At 38.7% G+C, this 19,179-nt stretch carries 19 protein-coding genes; 9 read left to right on the forward strand and 10 right to left on the reverse strand.

Annotation, left to right across the window (positions count from 1 at the left end; all coding sequences use genetic code 11):
• Positions 1-12 precede the first annotated feature (12 nt).
• From H0184_RS04170 to H0184_RS04205, 8 genes are all read right to left on the reverse strand, one after another.
• Complete coding sequence (locus tag H0184_RS04170; protein ID WP_221821660.1) at positions 13-1,005, reverse strand: zinc-dependent alcohol dehydrogenase family protein; 993 nt, start codon at positions 1,003-1,005, stop codon at positions 13-15.
• A gap of 2 nt (positions 1,006-1,007) precedes the next feature.
• On the reverse strand, positions 1,008-3,524 hold the full coding sequence (locus H0184_RS04175) for a beta-mannosidase (protein WP_221821661.1): 2,517 nt from the start codon (positions 3,522-3,524) through the stop codon (positions 1,008-1,010).
• A 72-nt stretch (positions 3,525-3,596) separates the two neighbouring features.
• The gene (locus H0184_RS04180) at positions 3,597-4,658 is read right to left on the reverse strand and encodes a BtaManbiosPhlase (protein ID WP_221821663.1); all 1,062 of its coding nucleotides are present in this window, start codon (positions 4,656-4,658) and stop codon (positions 3,597-3,599) included.
• Positions 4,659-4,687: 29 nt separating this feature from the next.
• Positions 4,688-5,632 carry an MTP-1 family protein gene (locus H0184_RS04185; RefSeq protein WP_221821666.1) on the reverse strand — a complete coding sequence of 315 codons (945 nt, stop codon included), beginning with the start codon at positions 5,630-5,632 and terminating at the stop codon, positions 4,688-4,690.
• Between the two features lie 3 nt (positions 5,633-5,635).
• The gene (locus H0184_RS04190; RefSeq protein ID WP_221821668.1) at positions 5,636-7,228 is read right to left on the reverse strand and encodes a glycoside hydrolase family 13 protein; all 1,593 of its coding nucleotides are present in this window, start codon (positions 7,226-7,228) and stop codon (positions 5,636-5,638) included.
• 316 nt (positions 7,229-7,544) lie between these two features.
• Positions 7,545-8,375, reverse strand: coding sequence for a carbohydrate ABC transporter permease (locus H0184_RS04195; RefSeq protein ID WP_221821670.1), 831 nt, complete (start codon positions 8,373-8,375; stop codon positions 7,545-7,547).
• Positions 8,362-9,240 (reverse strand): carbohydrate ABC transporter permease, encoded by an 879-nt coding sequence (locus H0184_RS04200; protein WP_221821672.1) that lies wholly within the window; start codon positions 9,238-9,240, stop codon positions 8,362-8,364. The genes H0184_RS04195 and H0184_RS04200 overlap by 14 nt, the downstream gene beginning before the upstream one ends.
• A complete protein-coding gene (locus H0184_RS04205; protein WP_396953576.1) occupies positions 9,240-10,559 on the reverse strand; it encodes an extracellular solute-binding protein in 1,320 nt (439 codons plus the stop codon). Before H0184_RS04205 ends, H0184_RS04200 begins: the two co-directional genes overlap by 1 nt.
• A gap of 483 nt (positions 10,560-11,042) precedes the next feature.
• Here H0184_RS04205 and H0184_RS04210 point away from each other — a divergent pair, with 483 nt between their 5' ends.
• The 4 genes from H0184_RS04210 to H0184_RS04225 all read left to right on the forward strand — a co-directional run bounded on the left by H0184_RS04210 (position 11,043) and on the right by H0184_RS04225 (position 14,129).
• Complete coding sequence (locus H0184_RS04210; protein WP_221821676.1) at positions 11,043-12,062, forward strand: LacI family DNA-binding transcriptional regulator; 1,020 nt, start codon at positions 11,043-11,045, stop codon at positions 12,060-12,062.
• Positions 12,043-12,606: an AAA family ATPase gene (locus H0184_RS04215; protein WP_260631444.1), complete on the forward strand. Its 564-nt coding sequence runs from the start codon at positions 12,043-12,045 to the stop codon at positions 12,604-12,606. Before H0184_RS04210 ends, H0184_RS04215 begins: the two co-directional genes overlap by 20 nt.
• Before the next feature lie 36 nt (positions 12,607-12,642).
• The gene (locus H0184_RS04220) at positions 12,643-13,635 is read left to right on the forward strand and encodes an aminoglycoside phosphotransferase family protein (RefSeq protein ID WP_221821680.1); all 993 of its coding nucleotides are present in this window, start codon (positions 12,643-12,645) and stop codon (positions 13,633-13,635) included.
• A gap of 341 nt (positions 13,636-13,976) precedes the next feature.
• Entirely contained in the window at positions 13,977-14,129 is a 153-nt protein-coding gene (locus H0184_RS04225) for a hypothetical protein (protein ID WP_221821682.1), read from the forward strand.
• Between the two features lie 29 nt (positions 14,130-14,158).
• Here H0184_RS04225 and H0184_RS04230 read toward each other — a convergent pair whose 3' ends face one another.
• Together H0184_RS04230 and H0184_RS04235 are read right to left on the reverse strand one after the other, a co-directional pair.
• On the reverse strand, positions 14,159-15,046 hold the full coding sequence (locus H0184_RS04230) for an ADP-ribosylglycohydrolase family protein (protein ID WP_221821685.1): 888 nt from the start codon (positions 15,044-15,046) through the stop codon (positions 14,159-14,161).
• 150 nt (positions 15,047-15,196) lie between these two features.
• Complete coding sequence (locus H0184_RS04235) at positions 15,197-15,778, reverse strand: hypothetical protein (protein ID WP_221821688.1); 582 nt, start codon at positions 15,776-15,778, stop codon at positions 15,197-15,199.
• A gap of 452 nt (positions 15,779-16,230) precedes the next feature.
• Here H0184_RS04235 and H0184_RS04240 point away from each other — a divergent pair, with 452 nt between their 5' ends.
• From H0184_RS04240 to H0184_RS04260, 5 genes are all read left to right on the forward strand, one after another.
• Positions 16,231-16,665, forward strand: coding sequence for a hypothetical protein (locus H0184_RS04240; RefSeq protein WP_221821690.1), 435 nt, complete (start codon positions 16,231-16,233; stop codon positions 16,663-16,665).
• A 77-nt stretch (positions 16,666-16,742) separates the two neighbouring features.
• Positions 16,743-17,516 (forward strand): hypothetical protein, encoded by a 774-nt coding sequence (locus tag H0184_RS04245; RefSeq protein WP_221821692.1) that lies wholly within the window; start codon positions 16,743-16,745, stop codon positions 17,514-17,516.
• Between the two features lie 107 nt (positions 17,517-17,623).
• Positions 17,624-18,097: a hypothetical protein gene (locus tag H0184_RS04250; protein WP_221821694.1), complete on the forward strand. Its 474-nt coding sequence runs from the start codon at positions 17,624-17,626 to the stop codon at positions 18,095-18,097.
• Between the two features lie 13 nt (positions 18,098-18,110).
• Complete coding sequence (lepB, locus tag H0184_RS04255) at positions 18,111-18,644, forward strand: signal peptidase I (protein ID WP_221821696.1); 534 nt, start codon at positions 18,111-18,113, stop codon at positions 18,642-18,644.
• Positions 18,645-18,707: 63 nt separating this feature from the next.
• The gene (locus tag H0184_RS04260) at positions 18,708-19,091 is read left to right on the forward strand and encodes a sigma-70 family RNA polymerase sigma factor (protein ID WP_313771718.1); all 384 of its coding nucleotides are present in this window, start codon (positions 18,708-18,710) and stop codon (positions 19,089-19,091) included.
• Positions 19,092-19,179: the final 88 nt, after the last annotated feature.

Raw genomic sequence — 19,179 nt, forward strand, 5'->3', positions numbered from 1 at the left:
CCCCTCCTGCACCTAGTGATTAATTATCGCTTTTGAAACACTAAGCCTCGGAAAGTTAGCCATCGCCTCAGGCAGATCCTCCAATGTAAAACGATGAGAAATGAGCGATTGAACATCAATCACTTTTTTATCAATGAGTGAAATAGCTTCATCGTGCGTAAATGGATTAACAAATGACCCCTTTATGCTTAGTTCCTTTGAAAAGATTTCAAACGGTGAAACAGAGATTACCGTTTCAGGAGCCGCGACCCCAAAGAGTAATACTTGGCCGCCCTTACCTGCTGATTTAACCGCTAATTCCATACTCTCCGCTCTGCCTACACATTCAATTACAACATCCACCGCTAGATTAGCAGCCTTTGATGGATGAATTACTTCATCCGCACCTAGCCTATAGAGAAGCTCTCTTTTGTTATCTGCAGGTTCACTAACGATGACCGACTGTACATTTTGATGTTTAACCAGTTGTAAAAACAATTGTCCTATAAAACCGCCGCCAATAATGAGAACACTGCTTAAGGATGAAAGTTGAATCTTCTTAAATCCATGTAAAACACATCCCAAAGGCTCAACAAGTGCTGCCTCTTCAAAGCTCATTTCATCGGGGATTTTGTAGCAATTAGCTTCCGGCACTACACAAAACTCCCCCATCCCGCCATCTCTTGTTACCCCTACTGCCTGAAGATGGTTACATAAATGAGCTCGATTGCTGCGGCAATACTCACATGTCCCGCAATAAATGTTGGGATCAATGGAAACACGATCTCCTACCGCGAAGGACGATACTTCGGCACCGACCTCCACGATTTCCCCCGCCAATTCATGGCCGAGGACAATCGGGTGCTGGACTTCAGCAGAACCGGGATGACCATGATAAATATGTTGATCGGTTCCGCAAATGCCGCAGCTTTTCACCTTTACAATAACTTCCTTTGCTGACAGAGATGGATAATTCCACTCCATTACCTCCAACTGCTTTGTCCCTTGTAAAACAGCTGCTTTCATCCTTATAACCCCCTTGTTTTCACACTATTAATCGCTTTAACCCTCAATGTATCCCAAGGAATTGGTTTACCTTCAGCCTGATGTACCTTAATTCTTCTTTTCCTATTTGGTAATAAGTCAAAGAAATTATCCTCCAACACCAGCTGTTCCATTTCCATTTCAATGGTCACCATCCGAGCAAGTACATTCGTAGAAAATATCAATTCATGATTCTCATGGTCCACCGAAACACTAATTTCAGCGTCTTCAAATTTAACATCCTTTTGATCACGGAAATAATAAAAGTCTTCTTCAACACTATTATTCTTTGAAGTGATGACCATAACAGCACCTTCTGGATTCAGTCCACATAGCGCTTCTTGTTCTAAAACAACTGATACCTGCTTAGATATATTGGGTTCAACCGAAACCTTCCAAACTTTTGAGAATACCTTTTCGCCATTGGTTTGATAAACAGCCAGCTCAATTTCATCCTCATAGACTTCTAGAGTGTCATTTACAACCCAAACCTTTATGTCTTGACCTGGCTCATAATCCAGCGTTAGCAGGACCGGACTGTAGAACTTTCTTGCATAATGATACGAAGCCTTTGGCAATAAATAATAGTCAATCACCGACCAGCTCGTGCCCGGCCAGCAGTCATTTAACTGCCAGAACAAAGCGCCGCTCGTGTTTGGTTTATTGCGTCGATAATGCTCAATTCCATATTTCAATCCTTCTGCCTGCGTTAACATGGAAAAAGAAATGTATTCATATAAATCCTTGGGAACTCCTGTATAGCCTTCCATGAGTAGTATTCCTTTTGGATGATGGATATCTTTATTGCGGTACGCCATTTCTTCGCTTCCCCAGAAAAATTGATCCTTGGGAATATTTCGTTCTAATGTATAGGTGTTGGATGAAGCATGCATACCAAATTCACTCGCAAATTTAGTGGTATCATTTTTGAAATTTTTAAACGACAGGCCTTCTACACTGTAATTAACCGATTGCGGCTCACCAAACGTTCTAGGCTCAATATTTCCGTGCCACACCTGCCAATTATGTGTGTCACCCTCTTCTCTTGAGTTATGGTCGTTCCCTCCAAATGGAGAGCTTGGCCAAAACAAGCGAGTCGGGTCAAGTTCTTCTAGTAATTCTGGCATTAATTCATGATAGATTTTCTCGCCGTAAAACGGATGATGGATTTCACCTGAGGAGTACAACGCCTCATACAGCCAATCATTTTCATTGTTTCCGCACCATAGCGCCAGGCACGGATGATTCCGCAGACGCTTTACTACATGAATAATCTCCTCAGTGACATTATCCATAAAGTTCTTATTGTAATCAGGATATAAAGCGCACGAAAACATGAAATCCTGCCAGACTAATAGACCAAGCCGATTGCACTCATCGTAAAAGATCTCCTTTTCATAGATACCGCCGCCCCAAACACGAAGCATATTCATATTCGCATCTTTAGACATTTTGATTAAGTGAAGGTAACGTGAATCTGGAACAGCTCCTATGAAACTATCAATCGGAATCCAATTCGCGCCTTTTGCAAAGATTTTTTCTCCATTTAAAACAAAAGTAAAACAATGATTTCCATTTTCATCTTTTCGAAGTACTTCAATGGTTCGAATCCCGAAGTCTTCTAAACTCTCATCCACTTTCACACCATCAGCTACTAGTTCAACCTTCAGCTGATAAAGATGCGGTGTACCGAGGTCATGGGTCCACCAAAGCTTAGGATTTTCCACCGCGAGTATAACCTTTGCTTTTTTACGATCTACCTTCACCTTTGTTGAAAAAGCTTCCTCTCCAAGTGAAAGATTTACACGGACTTCATACTCTTTATCCTTCGTAAAAGACGCAATATCCACTTCCACCTCGATAAGTGCCTCTTCTTGTGTGATGGATTTGGTTTTAGCAAATACACTATCGATTTTGGCTAAAGTCCTTTTCTCTAAATGAACATCCTTCCATATCCCTGCTGCAACTAAGCGCGGACCCCAATCCCAACCAAAGTGACTTTGTGCTTTACGAGTCCAAATCCGCTTTTTGCTAAAACCAGACCAATAATATTGCACCTTGTCTTTTACATGAACGTGAACGGGATCAAACTTTACAGCTAATACATTTTTCCCTTTTTTAAGCTCTCTTGCTACTTCAAAGGTATGACTGATAAACATATTCTCTGTTGAACCAAGCTCCACTCCGTTCAAATAAACTGTCGCAAACGTATCAAGGCCTTCGAAGATCAACTCATACCGGTCGTCTTTACTGATTTCATCATGGAACTCAAAGGTATTGCGGTACCACCAGACCTTTTCCTCCACCCACTGACATTTCAAATCATTGTGGCCGTAAAAGGGATCTTCAATTAACTTCCTGTCAATCAAGGTGGAATGAACATCACCTGGAACAGCTGATGTCATCCAGAAATAATCAATATAGTCAGGAGAAGCCACCTCAAGATCACGTGCAGCCCCAACATCAAAATGCTTTATCTTCCAATTATCATGAATCTTCATCTATACTTCACCTGCCAAAGTTATGTTAAAAATGCCAAAATCAATAGAGCGATTTTGGCATTCTTCTCGTTATTATAAATAAGTCAATGAATCTAAGATTTCTTGTAAGCTGAATTCCGCACAAGCCATGGATGTATCCGCAACACCGTAGTACATTTTAACAACATCGCCTTCAACAACTGCACCACATGAAAATACAACATTTCCAAAGAATCCTTCTACCTCATAATCTGCTTCAGGCTCGATAATCGGCTGGTTCGAGCGGGCAATGACCTTTGTTGGATCTTCCAGGTCAAGTAACACAGCACCCATACAATAGCGGTGATCGGAAGTCGCACCATGGTACAGTTCAAGCCAGCCTTTCTCTGTTTTAAAAGGAACAGCTCCTCCGCCCATACGCGCACTATCCCACATGCCTTCACGTAAGCCTAGTAAATGCTTGTGGTTACCCCAATGCAAGAGGTTTGTAGATTCTGCAATCCAAATTTCTGGCTCCCCGACACTTTTCGGTACCGGACGATGAAGTGCATAGTATTTTCCGTTTATTTTTTCAGGAAAAATTAATACGTCTTTGTTTTCTGGTGCAAAAATCATTCCGTGATGTTCTGTTGTCACAAAGTCTTTTGTGGAAACCATGGATTCTCCAACACCGACTGGTGAAGCGGCACTAAAATAAATATAGTAAGTATCTTCAATTTTGGTAATCCTTGGGTCTTCAATCCCAAAGGTCTCTAGCTCATTGGATGGATATACAAACGGTTTTTCATCAATCGTGAAGTGATGTCCATCCTTGCTTCGGGCAATCCGCAGGTAGGATAGGGAAGTTAAATAAACAAAACCATGTGGATTTCCGGCTTTCTTAATCGTACGCGGATCTGAAAAATCATACTGAGGGTCATCTAAATTTAATTCCAAAATTTCAAGCTCGCGCGTTTTGTGATTGTATATCGGCGCCTTGACGATATTAGGATCTTCACTGATTGGACGTTCCGCTACACGCAGAAGCATAATAATCTCATCGTTATACGTGGTTATCCCTGCATTAAATGCACCAATCACTTCAAAATCCGGGCGATGTGCTGTTACATCCATCGGAGTTACCAATGGGTTCTCTTCATATCTATATATATTCATTTTCAGGTCTCCTCTATTCAAAGTTCAACTTACTTTTCATATGGTAAAAATGGATCCACGATCGTTATTTTTTGAGCTTCGGCGTCACTAATCCCTGCATAAATATCAGCACTTCCGTCACTTTTCCGAACTAGACCGCCGCTAAAAACAACATCCTCTAGATCTGGGCGTTTCGATGGACCAGGAAGGAAATTGCTTCTTGTAGCAATTAGCTTCATGTCAGAAACTTCACCTGTTTCGGAATCAAGGGCAAATACCATCGGATAATAATGGCGATTTCCATCTTCATCAAAGGAAGCAACATGGCCGAGAACACCAACAAGTCCATTTTTTAAGAGATGCGGCTCGTTTGCCCCGCCCCACTCTTCATCAATAAACTGATTTTCCAGCAAAGGAGCCTCATTGATTACATCGAGAGTCAATTCAGCTAATGAAGAAATTCGAGTCCAGCCAATCTTTCCTCTTCCGCCTTTTTCCCCTTGAGGTCTTGTCAATACGCCAATACTTCCGTCCTTTAACTCCACAAGACGTAGGTCCTTCATACCGTCCGGACCTTTTGCAAATTCCTGTAAGTCTGCAATACTCTGGCCTTTATAAAACACCGTTCTCCAGCCAAGTTGACCTTTATTAATCGGATGTGGGAAGATTTGAACCCCGCCTACGATTAACTCTCCTGCAATGGTAGTAAAGAATGGGTCCTGCAGTTCAAGAACAGGTGAATTCTCTCTTGGCACCCACTCTCCATTTCGCTCGACAAAGAAATATACGTTGGAGTGCTCACTGTCACGAGACTCCACTCGTCCTGCAATCACAAGCTCCCCTTCGTCCTCAAAAGGTGCGCAAATATTATAGACATCTTTTTCACCAACGCCTGTAAAAACAATCTTTTCTGCGTGTACAGGTTGAGAATCCGCCTGAAATTCTTCCAACAATTGTTCACACGTTTTGACATTCCCTTTATTTAAAACAGCCATAGATTAATTTACCTCCTTCAGAATCAAGACTTCATTCTCGAGTATCGTGATAGTATCGTTACACTCCAAACACTTCCGCTTATTTGATAAAAGCAATTCGCTCTTCATATCGATTTCAAAACTTTTTGGTTGAGCAGAAAAGTTCAAGGCTACTACTATTTTTTCTGCACTGTCCTTCCTGGCGAAGGAGATCATGTTATCTTCAAACCTTAGAAATTCATAATTCCCATTGGTGAGAGCAGAATGAGCTTTTCGCAGTCTCATCAATTTTTTATAAAAAGTAAGCATGGAATCCGAGTCCTTTTGCTGGTTCTCGACAGTAACTTTATAAGCATTCTCAGGAATACTGATCCACGGCTCCTTTTCTGAAAATCCAACATGGTGTTCAGCACTCCACTGCATAGGAGTTCGTGATTTATCCCTCGACTTTTCGTTGGCAATGACCAACGCTTCCTCTTCGGGCTGACCAGCTTGTAAGGCAAGCTGATAGTGTGTAATGCCTTGTATGTCCTTCATTTTGGAAATATCATCACACACATAATCTCGCATTCCAATCTCATCACCTTGATAAATGAACGGAACACCCTTAGCAGTGAGCATAAAAGCTGCGACTAATTTGGCTCTGTCCTCATCACCGCCAAATCTAGAAAAGTGCCGGGACATATCATGACTCGAAAAGAACAGAGTTGGGATTTGTGACTGATCATAAACGTTCTCTGTTTCAACGACCTGTTGAAATAGCTTTTTCACATCAAAGCTCTCAATGCTGCCTATGTTAAAATTAAAAACAACATCTAATTTGTTAAGGCCGGAATATTGTTTTAAAATGGCTAGGTCTTCCGAACCCACTTCACCAACTAGAAATTTATCTGGATACTGATGAACAAATTCAGCAATTTCCTCAATGACTGCTAAAATTCCATCTTGATCTTTATCGTATAAATGGATTTGTTCATTATTTTCCACATCAAATGGGTTGTCTTGGAAGTTATCATTTACCTTTAAGAAATTAATGACATCAAGCCGGAAGCCGTCGACTCCTTTTTCCAGCCAAAACTTCATACAATCCATCATCGCTGCTTTCACTTCATGATTGGCCCAATTCAGGTCTACCTGCTCTTTAGCAAAGGCATGGTAATAATATTGGCTGGTGTTTTCATCGTACTCCCAAGCGGATCCGCCAAAGAAGGATTCCCAATTGTTCGGTTTATCGCTCCAAATATACCAATCTCGTTTCGGATGGTCCTTACCTGACTTTGACTCCTGAAACCATTGATGTTTCGATGAAGTGTGGTTCAACACTAAATCGGCGATCACCTTGATACCGCGCACATGTGCTTCCTGAATGAATAGTTCAAAATCCGCCATACTTCCATAATCAGGATCAATCCCATAGTAATCGGAAATATCGTAGCCGTTATCCACCTTTGGGGATGGATAAAAGGGAGTAAGCCACAGTCCATCAACCCCCAGCTCCTTTAAATAGTCGAGCTTTGAGGTAATACCAGCAAAGTCCCCGATTCCGTCACCGTTTCCGTCTTTAAAGCTAGGCATATAAATTTCATAAAAAGTAGATTGTTTCCACCATTTAACCATTTTGTATAAACTCCAATCTTGCAAAAACTTCTATTTACTTGGCTCTGTTATTATTCATTGTTGATTTCTTGTAGGATTGGGAATTCATAGGCGGAGATATTCCGGCTATTGTTTAAAGCGGACCCTTAAGAGCAGATATAAGCGGAGATATTCCGCTTAACTGTTTTAAATAAGACAAATTACAAGGTTTTAGAAACAATAAGCGGAAAAACTCCGCCTATTTTTAAGGAAACTATAAAACTCCCCAATTTAAACGGAAATTCTCCGCTTATTTTCCAAACACAGTGAAATCAACATTCAGTTTTAACAGAACCTTTTACTTAAGTGTAAATTGCATACCTTCTTGGAACTTTTTCGCAAACAGCAAGAAGATAATAATGATAGGCAGTGTTAACAACACAGATGCTGCATACATCGGACCTGGATATCCGCCATATGGGCCGAACATTTGTGATAACAAGACATTCAACGTCAGCATATTGTCACTCTTGGCCACTAACATATCCCACAGGAGCTCTGTCCATCTTTCCATAAATAAAAATAAGAAGATAACCGTCGTAATCGATTTAGACATCGGCATCACGATTTTGTACATGATTTGAAGCTCACTCGCTCCGTCCAATTTTGCTGCTTCAATAAATGTATCTGGGATGGCTTTAAAGAAGTTCGTATACATAAATACAGCCCATAAACTCATTGCTTTCGGCAAAATCATTCCCCAATAAGAGTCATACATTCCGATTCTTTGGATAACAAGGAACGTTGGAATTAACAAAATGATGGCCGGAAAGAACATTTGAAATAAAATAAAGTTATTGATGGTGTCCCTGCCTTTAAACGGCATCTTTGCAAGTGCATAGGCAACCATAATGGCGGTTACCATCATTAAGAAAGTGGAAGCCCCTGAGACGATAAAACTGTTAAAAAAGGCATTAAGCCATGGTCTTGGAATGACCGCTTCGCCGCCGCCTAACAGCCATTGATATGATTGCAGAGTGTACTCTGTCGGAAATAGCTTTTTATCTACTTGATCCCAATCGGCAAACGAGTTTAGGACCATATAAATATACGGAAAAATCATAATCAGTAAGAGAACAACCGCAAGCAGGTAACGAAACCATAATCCTTTTTTCTTAGCTCCACCCATTTCGTTTCCCCCACATTTCTAGAAGTTTTCGAATGATAAATATTGAAATAAACGTAACTACAGATGCTATAATGGCAATCGCTGAAGCATATCCTGCTTGAAGATTCGAGAATGCTCTTGTGAAAATCTCCATCTGCCATGTATTGGTTGCAAAATTTGGTCCCCCGCCTGTTAATTGATACACCTCGGTAAAGATACCAAACGTAACACCAATCGATAAAATTAATACTGTAAATAAAGCAGGATATAGAAGTGGAAATGTAATTTTCCAAAAACGCTGCCACGGTGATACTCCATCAATCATGGCTGCTTCGTATATTTCGGTACCAATGCTTTCAAAACCTGATGTTAAAATCAGCGCATAATACCCAGTGAATTTCCATGCAATAATTACTGCAACAACAAACAATGCTGCAAATGGACTGCCAAGCCAGTCAATATCTAAACCCCATGCGTTCCGCAGGAATTCATTTACAGGACTGTTATATGATAGAAGCCCTTTTACAATTAGCGAAGAAACAACCCCTGACGCTAGGTAAGGGAGGAAAAAGCCAATTAAAAACAGCCCTTTAAACCTTGGTAAGCCCTGAACGATTAATGCAACAACAATCGAAGAAGCGACAACCAATGGTACAAATACAGCCATAAATTTAAAAGTTACCCAAAAGGCACTTTGGACCCCTGGACTTTTGAGTGCTTCCGTATAATTTTCGATACCAACAAAACTAAAAGTTGGTGAGATTAAATTCCAATCCGTAAACGATAAGAATAGTGACCACACAAGTGGGATCAAGAAGAAGACTAATGCATATATAAGATAAGGACTGGCAAATAGCCAGCCCATCCTTCCTTGCTTTGTGCTCATTATTTAAGAGCCCCCTCAATTGCCTTTTGCATGTCCTTCCATCCAGTTTTTGGATCCTTTTCACCTTTTACCACTGGATTGAAAGCATGTTGACCAATAAATGTCTGAATATCATTGTATTTCGAGTTATCCATTGGCGGGATACCATTAGGAACGGCAGCTGCATATGGTTGTAATGCTGGATTTTTATCAAAGAACGCTTTAAATGTATCATTCGTTGTTAAATCATCACGAGCTGGCGGTAAGCTTGTTTTTTCAAGCCATTTCAAATCATTATCAGGATTAGAATAAACCCAGTTAATGAAGGTCATGGCTGCTTTTTGTTGTTCTTTTGTTGCAGACGCATAAATAACTAAACCTTTTGTATCAGCAAACGTTTTAACATTTTCAGTATCCATGCCGTCTGGAACTGGCGGTGCTGCTAATGTGAAGGTTTCATTAAACTTTAATTCCGGGAATTTTTCTGCCCAATATGGAATCGTCCAAGGACCAACATCTACGAAAATACCTAAGCCGCTTTCAAATGGATCTTTTGACTGTCTTGTTAACAAAGCATCTGCTTTACGTAAATCATCCATTAAACCAAGTACTTGTTCGCCGGCTTTTTCTTCACCTGTGAATTTAGTACCTTCAACAAATTTGTTACCATTGGATGCTGCATCATATAACATGAAGAAGTCAAACCATCTCTTCCAAGCTGTTGGGTCGGCAAGGTCTGCCTTAGCCCATAAATATTTATCAGGATATTTCGCTTTTAATTTTTCTGCTACATCTAGCATTTCACTATATGTTTTTGGCGGTTCGTTATAGCCAAGCTCTTTTAAAATGTCTAATCTCCAGCCAAATAACATGGCATTTGAGTAAATGGGCAATACATATTGGTGACCGTCGGCAAATTCCCAGCCATTCATAGTTTCAGTCATATTACGGCTTTCTTTTACCTCGTCCCAGCCTTCTAACTCATCTAAGGCTACAAGCGCTTTACTCTCAGATAGCTGCGCTGCAAATCCACGGTTAATATTTTCTGAAATAGTAGGTGCGCTCCCACCCGCTATGGCTGATTGAATACTTGCTTCAGATGTAGGGCTTTCCTTCATCGGACTGACATTTACCTTAATTTTCGGATTTTCCTTCGTGAACTCCTCCGCTACTTCCTTCCAATACACTTGCTGTGTTGGATTTGGAGCCGCCCAGAATTCAATTGTTGTTACGCCATTTTTATCGGTGCCGCTGCTTTGTTCCTTATTACCTGTCGAGCAGGCAGCTAGACCAGCGACAGTAAGAGAAGCTGCGAATAGGATTGAAGCTGCTTTTTTCATTTTCATTCTGAATTCCCCCAATTTCTAATTATTGTTACCTATCTACATAATGGAAATGCAAATACCTTACGTGAATGTAATGATAAAACAATTATTCTATTAAAGTTCGAAAGTGTAATGATCCTTCACACCATTGCGCGTAAACGCTGTCATTGCTGATAAAAAAAAGTATAATAGGGATAGTCTAGAGTTTTAAAGGTAAGCTATACATCTTTGTATCCTAACCTAACCCATGACAACAAAATTACTAGATTACTGAATAATTGTTTAGTAATGTGTTTTATTACCTTACAACGACATTATTACACCTAAAAACGGTAATGTCAAACAATATCTTAGTAAAAAAAGATTACTATTGTCAAAATCAAGATTATAGCCACTATTGTATTTTGCACTTTGTAACGTTACAATATAATTACAAGTAAACTTTACAAATATAAATAATTAAAATAAATGAAAATGGATAAAGGAGAAGGGTTTATTATGTTGAAGAAAGTGACGATGCAAGACATCGCCGATCGTTTGAATATCTCCAAAAACTCTGTTTCTCAAGCATTATCTGGAAAGCCTGGGGTTAGTGAAGAGACAAGGCAGCTTGTCCAAAAAACAGCAGATGAATTAGGTTACGATTATTCTACTAGCAGAAATCAAAAGCAACCTGATAAAAAAAGTACCAGGAATATCGCTTTAATCGCTTCTGAATTTGCTTTTTCACTCAAAAGCTTTTTCGGAGTCATATATTTAGGGATTGAAAAAGAGTTAAGAGCCCGCGGTATGAATCTTTTTATTGAATCCATTGATAATGAAACGAAGGAGAATTTAACTCTTCCTTCCTTATTAACCAATCATCAAATTGATGGAGTATTAATTCTTTCTCATATTAGTACCGACTATATAAAAAAAATTATCGATACAGGTATCCCAACGGTTTTAATTGATCACCATGACCCGCATCTAGAGGCTGATTCCATTCTGACGAATAACCGTTTTGGAGCATATAGGGCAATAGAACATTTAATTCAATTAGGACATCGTGATATTGCCTTTGTAGGGGATGTTGACAAATCCCCAAGTTATCAAGAAAGATTAGAAGGTTATCTGCTGGCTTTAAGAAAATATGATATTAAACACAATGAACACTTTATCGTAACAAACGCACAGGAAAATCAAAATCATATTAAACTGTTTATGGATAATCTTCAAAGCCAGCCTACTGCTTGGTTTTGTGTAAATGATGGTCTTGGTTTCCTAGTAACATCCGTCCTGCAGCAGAGAGGCGTCCATATACCTGAAGAAGTATCTGTCTGCAGTTTTGATAACGGACAATTATCACAAATCTCTACACCAAGGATTACCACCGTGGATATTGATCTGAATTATTTCGCAAAAAAGGCAATCGAACAGCTTTGCTGGCGAATGGAAAACAGAGAAGAACCGATTCAGGAGATTTTACTTCCAACCACGTTATTGATTAGAGAGTCCACTGCAGAGAGAAAAAACTAAAAGTGAGGAGTCGCGAAGGATGGAACAAAAAACAATATATCTACTATCTGGACCATGCGGAGCAGGTAAATCTACAATCACCAAGGAATTGTTACGAACTGTGAAAAAAAGTGCTCTTATTCAAGGGGATGACTTCTTATCCTTGCCTATGTATGAAAGTGACTCTGAGCCGTCATGGGATGAAATGCTTGCAATCATGTGGAAAAACATCCTTTCGTTAACCCAAAACCTGCTTCAGCATAACTACAACGTGATTATCGATACTGTTGTCGAAGATGAATTGGATTGGTTCTGCAGGCATTTTGCATATCAGAATGTGAAGATTAAATACGTGGTCTTACTCGCGGAGGAGAACATTTTAATAGAACGTTTGAATAAGCGAGGAGATCCATATTTAATTGAGCGCTCCTTATTTTTGCTAAATAAACTTGAAAGAGATCCAGCAAATTCAAAACATCTTTACAACACTTCTTATAAAAAACCAGCTGAAATAATAGAAAATATCTTGAATTCTTCTAGTTTTATCTACAATCCAGCGACTTAATCAAGATTTTAATTGCATGAAGGGAAAGGCGAACGGATGGAGATTACAAATCGGATTACTGCTATATTGAATGATCACTATGGAATTACAGCAATGTCAATACAACAAGTTCCAGGCGGCTGGTCGGCCATAGCATTTTTCGTGGAAGATAAACGTGAAAAGTATTTTTTAAAAGTATACGACAAAAGTAAGCCTTCCATTATTCCATGGATTGATGCCATTGATCGATATACTCCCTTAGTAAAGTGGTTGTATAACCATACTGAGTTACAAAACAATCTCGTCAATCCAATCTCGACGAAATGGAAAAGGAATACATGCGAAGACGATCAGTACGTGTATCTGCTTTCAGAATATATTGAGGGAACAACCATTGGTGACACACAGCTAAGTCCAAATCAAGTGGATGAACTGGCTAAGATTCTTGGAATACTTCATAAAAACACTTCAAACATCCCGAATGAATTAAAAATGCAGCAAGTAAACGAAGGTTTTGACATAGAGTTCTGCGAATACTTATCTGCTTTTATTACGAACGATTTGGATCAAACAAATGATAACGTTTCAGAAATCGTGAAGCCTCATACAGGTACTTTAGTAGAATTAATAAACAGGATAAGGGATTTATCAAATAGTTTAAAAAGCAAGCCACACCAGTTTGTTTTGTCCCACGCAGATGCTCATAATTGGAATTTGATGCAAGGGAAAAACCTTATGCTGATTGACTGGGAATGCCTAAGACTTGCTCCAAAAGAACAAGACCTGATTTTAATCATCACAGAGCCATATGCAGGACAATTTTTAAGTGAATACAAGAAATATATGAAGTATGAGACTCCGAATTTCGATGCCTTTGAATTTTATTTCTTAAAGAGAAAGCTTGAAGATATTTGGGAGTGGATTAAGAATCTGCGCTTTGAAGGTCTTGTGAAGTCTGAAGAAGTAACACTACAATTTCTAAAGTCGAGTCTTGATGCCTGTACAAGGACGGAGAGCTTTCGGTCGGAAATTCAAAAAGTCCCTCGTTAAAGGGTAAATATAGTTAAAACTGAATGTTGATTTCACTGAGTTTGAAAAATAAGCGGAGAGTTTCCGTCTAAGATGAAAAATACTCATATTTCCTTATAAATAGGCGGAGTTTTTCCGCTTATGGTATCAAAATCCTTGTAATTTGACCTATTTAAAGAAGTTAAGCGGAATATCTCCGCTTAAATCTGCTTCTTAAGGTTCCTCTATAAACAATAGACGGAAATTCTCCGCCAATGTATTCTCACCCCCCACCTTCCAACGCGTTAATAAAACAGCTAGCCTCTTGGGAGAACTATAAATGTAACTGTCCCCGATGGATTGCCTTCGGGGACGTTGCCTTTTTGGGTATAGAAAGGAGTCCAATGGTTACAAGCGTCCTTTACATGGCAGGTAATCGCTGCACGGGTGAACCTTACTCGTATACTGAGGCTCAATCCCTTGGTGAATCTGATTCAAATGATTTACTTCTAATTCAGCCAAGAAAGTTCATGTAATATAATGATGGCTGGTACACCAAGATCCATCAACCTTCTTGAGCGGAGGTATCCCTATCTCTTATTTCGCAGAGGACCTCTGCCAGCTCCTCAAGGGAATCTTTGCTGAGAAGTTTATCAGCATGTTTATATGGCAAATTATGATAGCCCACTTCAACTCCTTTTAACCCTCCAGCAATCGCTGCAATCGTGTCGCTATCATTGCCCATGTTGACTGCTCCTATTATGACATCAAGAAAGGTGTTCTTGTTAAGCAGCCAGTAAAATACCCATTTTAGCGTATGAACCACATAGCCACTCGGCGGGCAGTCAGGTGCTATACTATAATCAATATCATACTGTGTGTTTTTTATTTCTGCTGTAATAGCACTTTTCAACTCTTCTCCGAGAAGAAGGCGTCTCGCAATACGATTATAAAGAACACATGCATCGGAGGCTGAATCTTCCTGGTGGGTAATTTTTGATTGAATAATAGATATCTCATCCATCTTTTGAATGTCACAATAGGCAAAGGCAATAGGCAGACATCTCATGAGGGTGCCGTTTCCCCCACTTTGTCCAAGTTGCTTATGTGTCACTTCCGCAGCCTGGAACCAATCTCCCTTATAGTTCCGAAATGTACTCGCAATGGTAATCCCGATATCTTTCGGATTGGAGGCTTTCCATTTTAAAAATTGCCTGCCTATTTCCTCAATCGGATCGATAGAATTGGCGATGATGCCTTTCGCCACAGCAACAGTCATATCCGTGTCATCAGACGTCTCGCCGCGCTTAAAGCCAAACACGCCGCCACCTAAGATTTCCGTGACTACTCCATATCGTTCTTTTATTTCTTCTGGGCTCATAAACTCAGTAGCTACTCCCATTGCATCCCCAATCGCAAAACCAATCAGACCGCCCTTGATTTTATCTAGCATGAACATAGCCTCCCTAAAGCGTCTTATAAATAGACTAATAAGCAAATAGTAACATAATTTGGAATTAATTCGAATAAAAAGACAGAGCAAAACCACCCAAAACAGGGTGGTTTAAATAAGTTCTCATCAAATCTACTTAAAGCAACAACATTATGAAAATAACGCTTTTACTTTTTTAGTGCCCTTTACCAGATAGGCTATTGATTTAATATAGAGTGGATACCCTTGAGTGTTTTCAATGGCATCTTCAACATCAATTAAAGCGGCAACCATTTTTCTTTTTCCAAGCATAACTTCTTCCCCGATTAGTTCGATTCTAAATTTAAACTTCTCCGTTAATTTTTCATAATGTCTTGGTTCCAAATAAATAGTATAAAAGCGAACTTGATTCTTCTTAGCATGCATGGCGGCCAGCTTAAGCAGTTCCAGTAAAATGGTCTTCGAGGCAAATTCTCTCTTTACCCCCATTTTTCGAACTTGGTAAGAATACTGTAGGTTTTGTAGTATACGAGTTTCATTTGATATATCAACTAAATCGTTTATTTCTATAATATTGGCATCACATGGTACAAATTCAATGGTTCCCACGCTTAAATTGGATTTATCCTTTAGGATAAAGGCTTCCGAGTTTTCTGTTAGCGGTGTTACCTGGTATTTCCTTTCATTCGCAATTTGATCCCAAAGGTTCATAAATTCTTCTCTTTCTTCCTTGCTTACTACGTTTACATACATCGTTAATCAACCCCACTAATCCTATTACTTTGTCCATTCAATTGTGTAATATTTAACCAAATTTAGCAATACAAAAAATGGTTTATAACAGGAATATAGGTTTAACCAAACACCTAACAATACAATTCAATTTTCTACGATCCGAAAGGTTTTATAAATGAATAATGGCATAGCTCCCTATAGAGAACGAAAAGTGTTAATTCCACTATTAACTACACTTTAATGTATTTTATTAAGAATCATATGTTCATTATATAATACAAAATACTAAGAAATTGCTAGGAATTCAAAGATTTCCCGCTAATATTGCCATAAATTGGGCTAATACGGCAGATTTTAGGACTTTTGTTGTTAGGTACATTGTCATATACTCAACTTGTAAGTTCTTTAAAACGAACAAAAACCTTTAGTTGTACAAAAGAAAAATAAGGAGTGATAAGGAGGAGAGCGTGATGGGACATCTTAAAAAAGCAATAATCACATTCATAGCCATTTCCTCTGTTTCTGTAATTTCTGTTATGGCAAACCAAGATGTAGCACTACAGATAGATCAGTGGTATAAAACTGCTTTTCAATTGAGCAGTGTTAGTACTTTACAGGAAAGAGAAAAAGGCCTGCTGGAAATTTCAAACAGCGCAAAAGAACAACAGAAAGTTGAAAAAAAAGAAGCTGCGTCTCAAATTGAGTCCTTCTTATTAAATACAATTATCCAATCAAAGGCCAGAATCCAAAACCATGAAGAAGAGTACCTTATCCGATTAAAAAGTGCTCAAACAGTCTTAGAAGAAAGTATTTCCGATGAAACTGCTGAAAATGAAAAGGCACAATTAGATGCTGAAATAACAGCAGAAGTTGAAGAAATGCTTTCGAAAGTATTAGGTGAATAAGGGTTTCCTGAATTTGTTAATTGCAAATTCTAAAAAATATAAAACAAAAAATTAAAAGTTGAGAGGGAGAATTTATTATGAAAAAGTCATTAAAAACAAAAGTAGTATCAGGTGCATTGGCAGTAGGATTACTTTCAAGTGTAGGGATAGCTTTCGCAAGTACAGATGCTGGCACAAACCTACAAAATTGGTACAATACACAGTTTGGAAAATCCGCTTCATCTATTCAAACTCAAGTTACAAATTATGCAACCGGAAAAGTTCCTGCAATTTCACAAGAATATAACGCTCTAAGAACAAATGCTACTACCAGTATTAATGGAACAAAAACTGCTGAAACAACGAATGCAAATTCAGCAATCACAAACGCTACAAATGAACATTTAAATGCATTATCTGCTCAAAAACAATCCATTGAAGCTTCTCTTCAAAGTCAATTTGACGGAATCCAACAGGCAGCTGACACAATTATTGGGCAAGTAGGTCTTCAAGCAATTCAATATGCAAATAATGACCTTACTGCATTGACTGGTAATACTGGATCTGCCGCTCTTACACAATTAACTAGTGACTTAAATGCAACGAGTTCTCAGGCATTATCTGATTTACAAGCAGCTATTGCAACATCGAAAGCGGATCTTCAAACACAACTTGATGAAGCATCTGCTTCAAGAGTAGAAGCTATCCAACATATCATTGACCGCAAAATCGAGGAACTTCGTGGTACCATCACTACTAAGAAAAATGAATTAGTTGTTGCTCAGCAATTACTTATTCAAAATAAAGCAGCAGAACTTCAAGCTAAAGCTTTAGCTGATTTAAATGCAGCTGTTTCTGGTATCAATAAATAATCAAGCTCTAGTACTGTTACAAATGTAAAATCAATAGTTTCTTTGAGCTTATCTACCAGGGTCTCAAACAATTTGGGACCCTCTGTTTTAAAGGAGGATTAAATACTATGAAGAGCAGGAAAGAAAAATTCAGGAAGAAAACATCTAAAGGTGCAAAATTACTAGTTGGAACTCTTTTTTTAAGCATAGGAGTAGGTAGCAGTATTACTGTTGCTTTTGCGGACCAAGATATCCATGGGCTGCTAAGTGATTGGTTTGCAAAACAACAGACCACGTCGATTGAAACAATAGAAAAGGCGATCATGTCTGAGAAGGAAATTCAAATGCAGCGTTTAAAAGAAGAGTTGCAAATAGAAATGAACGATGCTGAAAAGCAGTTAGAACAATTTACTAAGGAAGAAACCAAGCAGCGTGTTAATGACTTGAAGGCCCATACAGATGAATTAATAAAAAATATATCAATTGATCAAACAGAGGAGAAAGAAGCTATCATTAATGAACTTGACGAAATTTTAAATGAGTCTATTAAAAAAATGGATGATATTCGTACAACTGGAGATACGGATAACATTAATGAATGATAGGTGAGAAATAATGCGTACAGTTGAAGAGAATTTACATTCAAGTGAAATTGCAGTTAAGCCTAAGGAAAATATATTGTCATCTATTATTAGTTGGATAAAGTTTATTCTCCTTTTATTAGCGGTCTTTTTTATTTTCCGCTTTACTATCGGATTAACAATAATTGATGGTAACTCTATGAATCCAACCTTCGATAATAAGGATGTTATCCTTACAAGTAATTTGTTTTATAGTGTAGAAAGAAACGATATTATTATTGTTAGAAATCAAAATGGGTTTAATATCATCAAGCGGATTATTGCATTACCTGGCGAGACTGTAAAAATTACAAACGGCATCGTGTACGTCAATGGAAACCCGATAGAAGAACCTTACACAATCGGAATACCTAATGATATGCCGGAAGTCATGGTGCAAAAAGGTTTTTATTTTATTATGGGAGACAATCGAACACCAGGCGAAAGTTTGGATAGCAGGAGCCCGGAATTGGGTCCGATTGCTAGAAATCAAATAATCGGGGAAACGATTAAATTACCATTCCATTAGCTGTTATATTACCATCCGTCCCTATGATATCTAATTCACCTTCTTTTCTATAAATATGAAGTAATTTCGGAAGCTAGTCAGTCCTACAATGAAGGCAAAGGCAGCTTCTCGAATTACACTTACTCCTATATTAAGGGAAAGATGTTGACGCAAATGTCACGAAACAACCAGCACCAGGATAAACATGTACTTCCCGAAAAGGAATTCTGGGAATGGATTGAAGACCAGGGATCATCTCCTTTTCTCGAGAAAGAAACGATTCTAACCTATTGCGAAGGTCTGACGGAAAAAGAAGCAAAATGGATAATGGCATCCTTCATTGAGCAGCTAACCAATATGGAAATAGCAGAAAGGGAGAATGTATCCATATCTGCCGTTAAGCAATGGAAATCAGGGGCATTAAGTAAGTTAAGAAAGTTGAAAGAGAAGACTGCCAAATATAACTAAGATTCATCTTCGCTCAATAATATTGTGGTTGGTTAAAAGACAATAGGCAAAGTCCATTAAGAAAACCAGGCTCAATGCCTGGCTTTTC

Source organism: Neobacillus niacini (assembly GCF_019749295.1).
GTDB classification, from domain to species: domain Bacteria; phylum Bacillota; class Bacilli; order Bacillales; family Cytobacillaceae; genus Neobacillus; species Neobacillus niacini_D.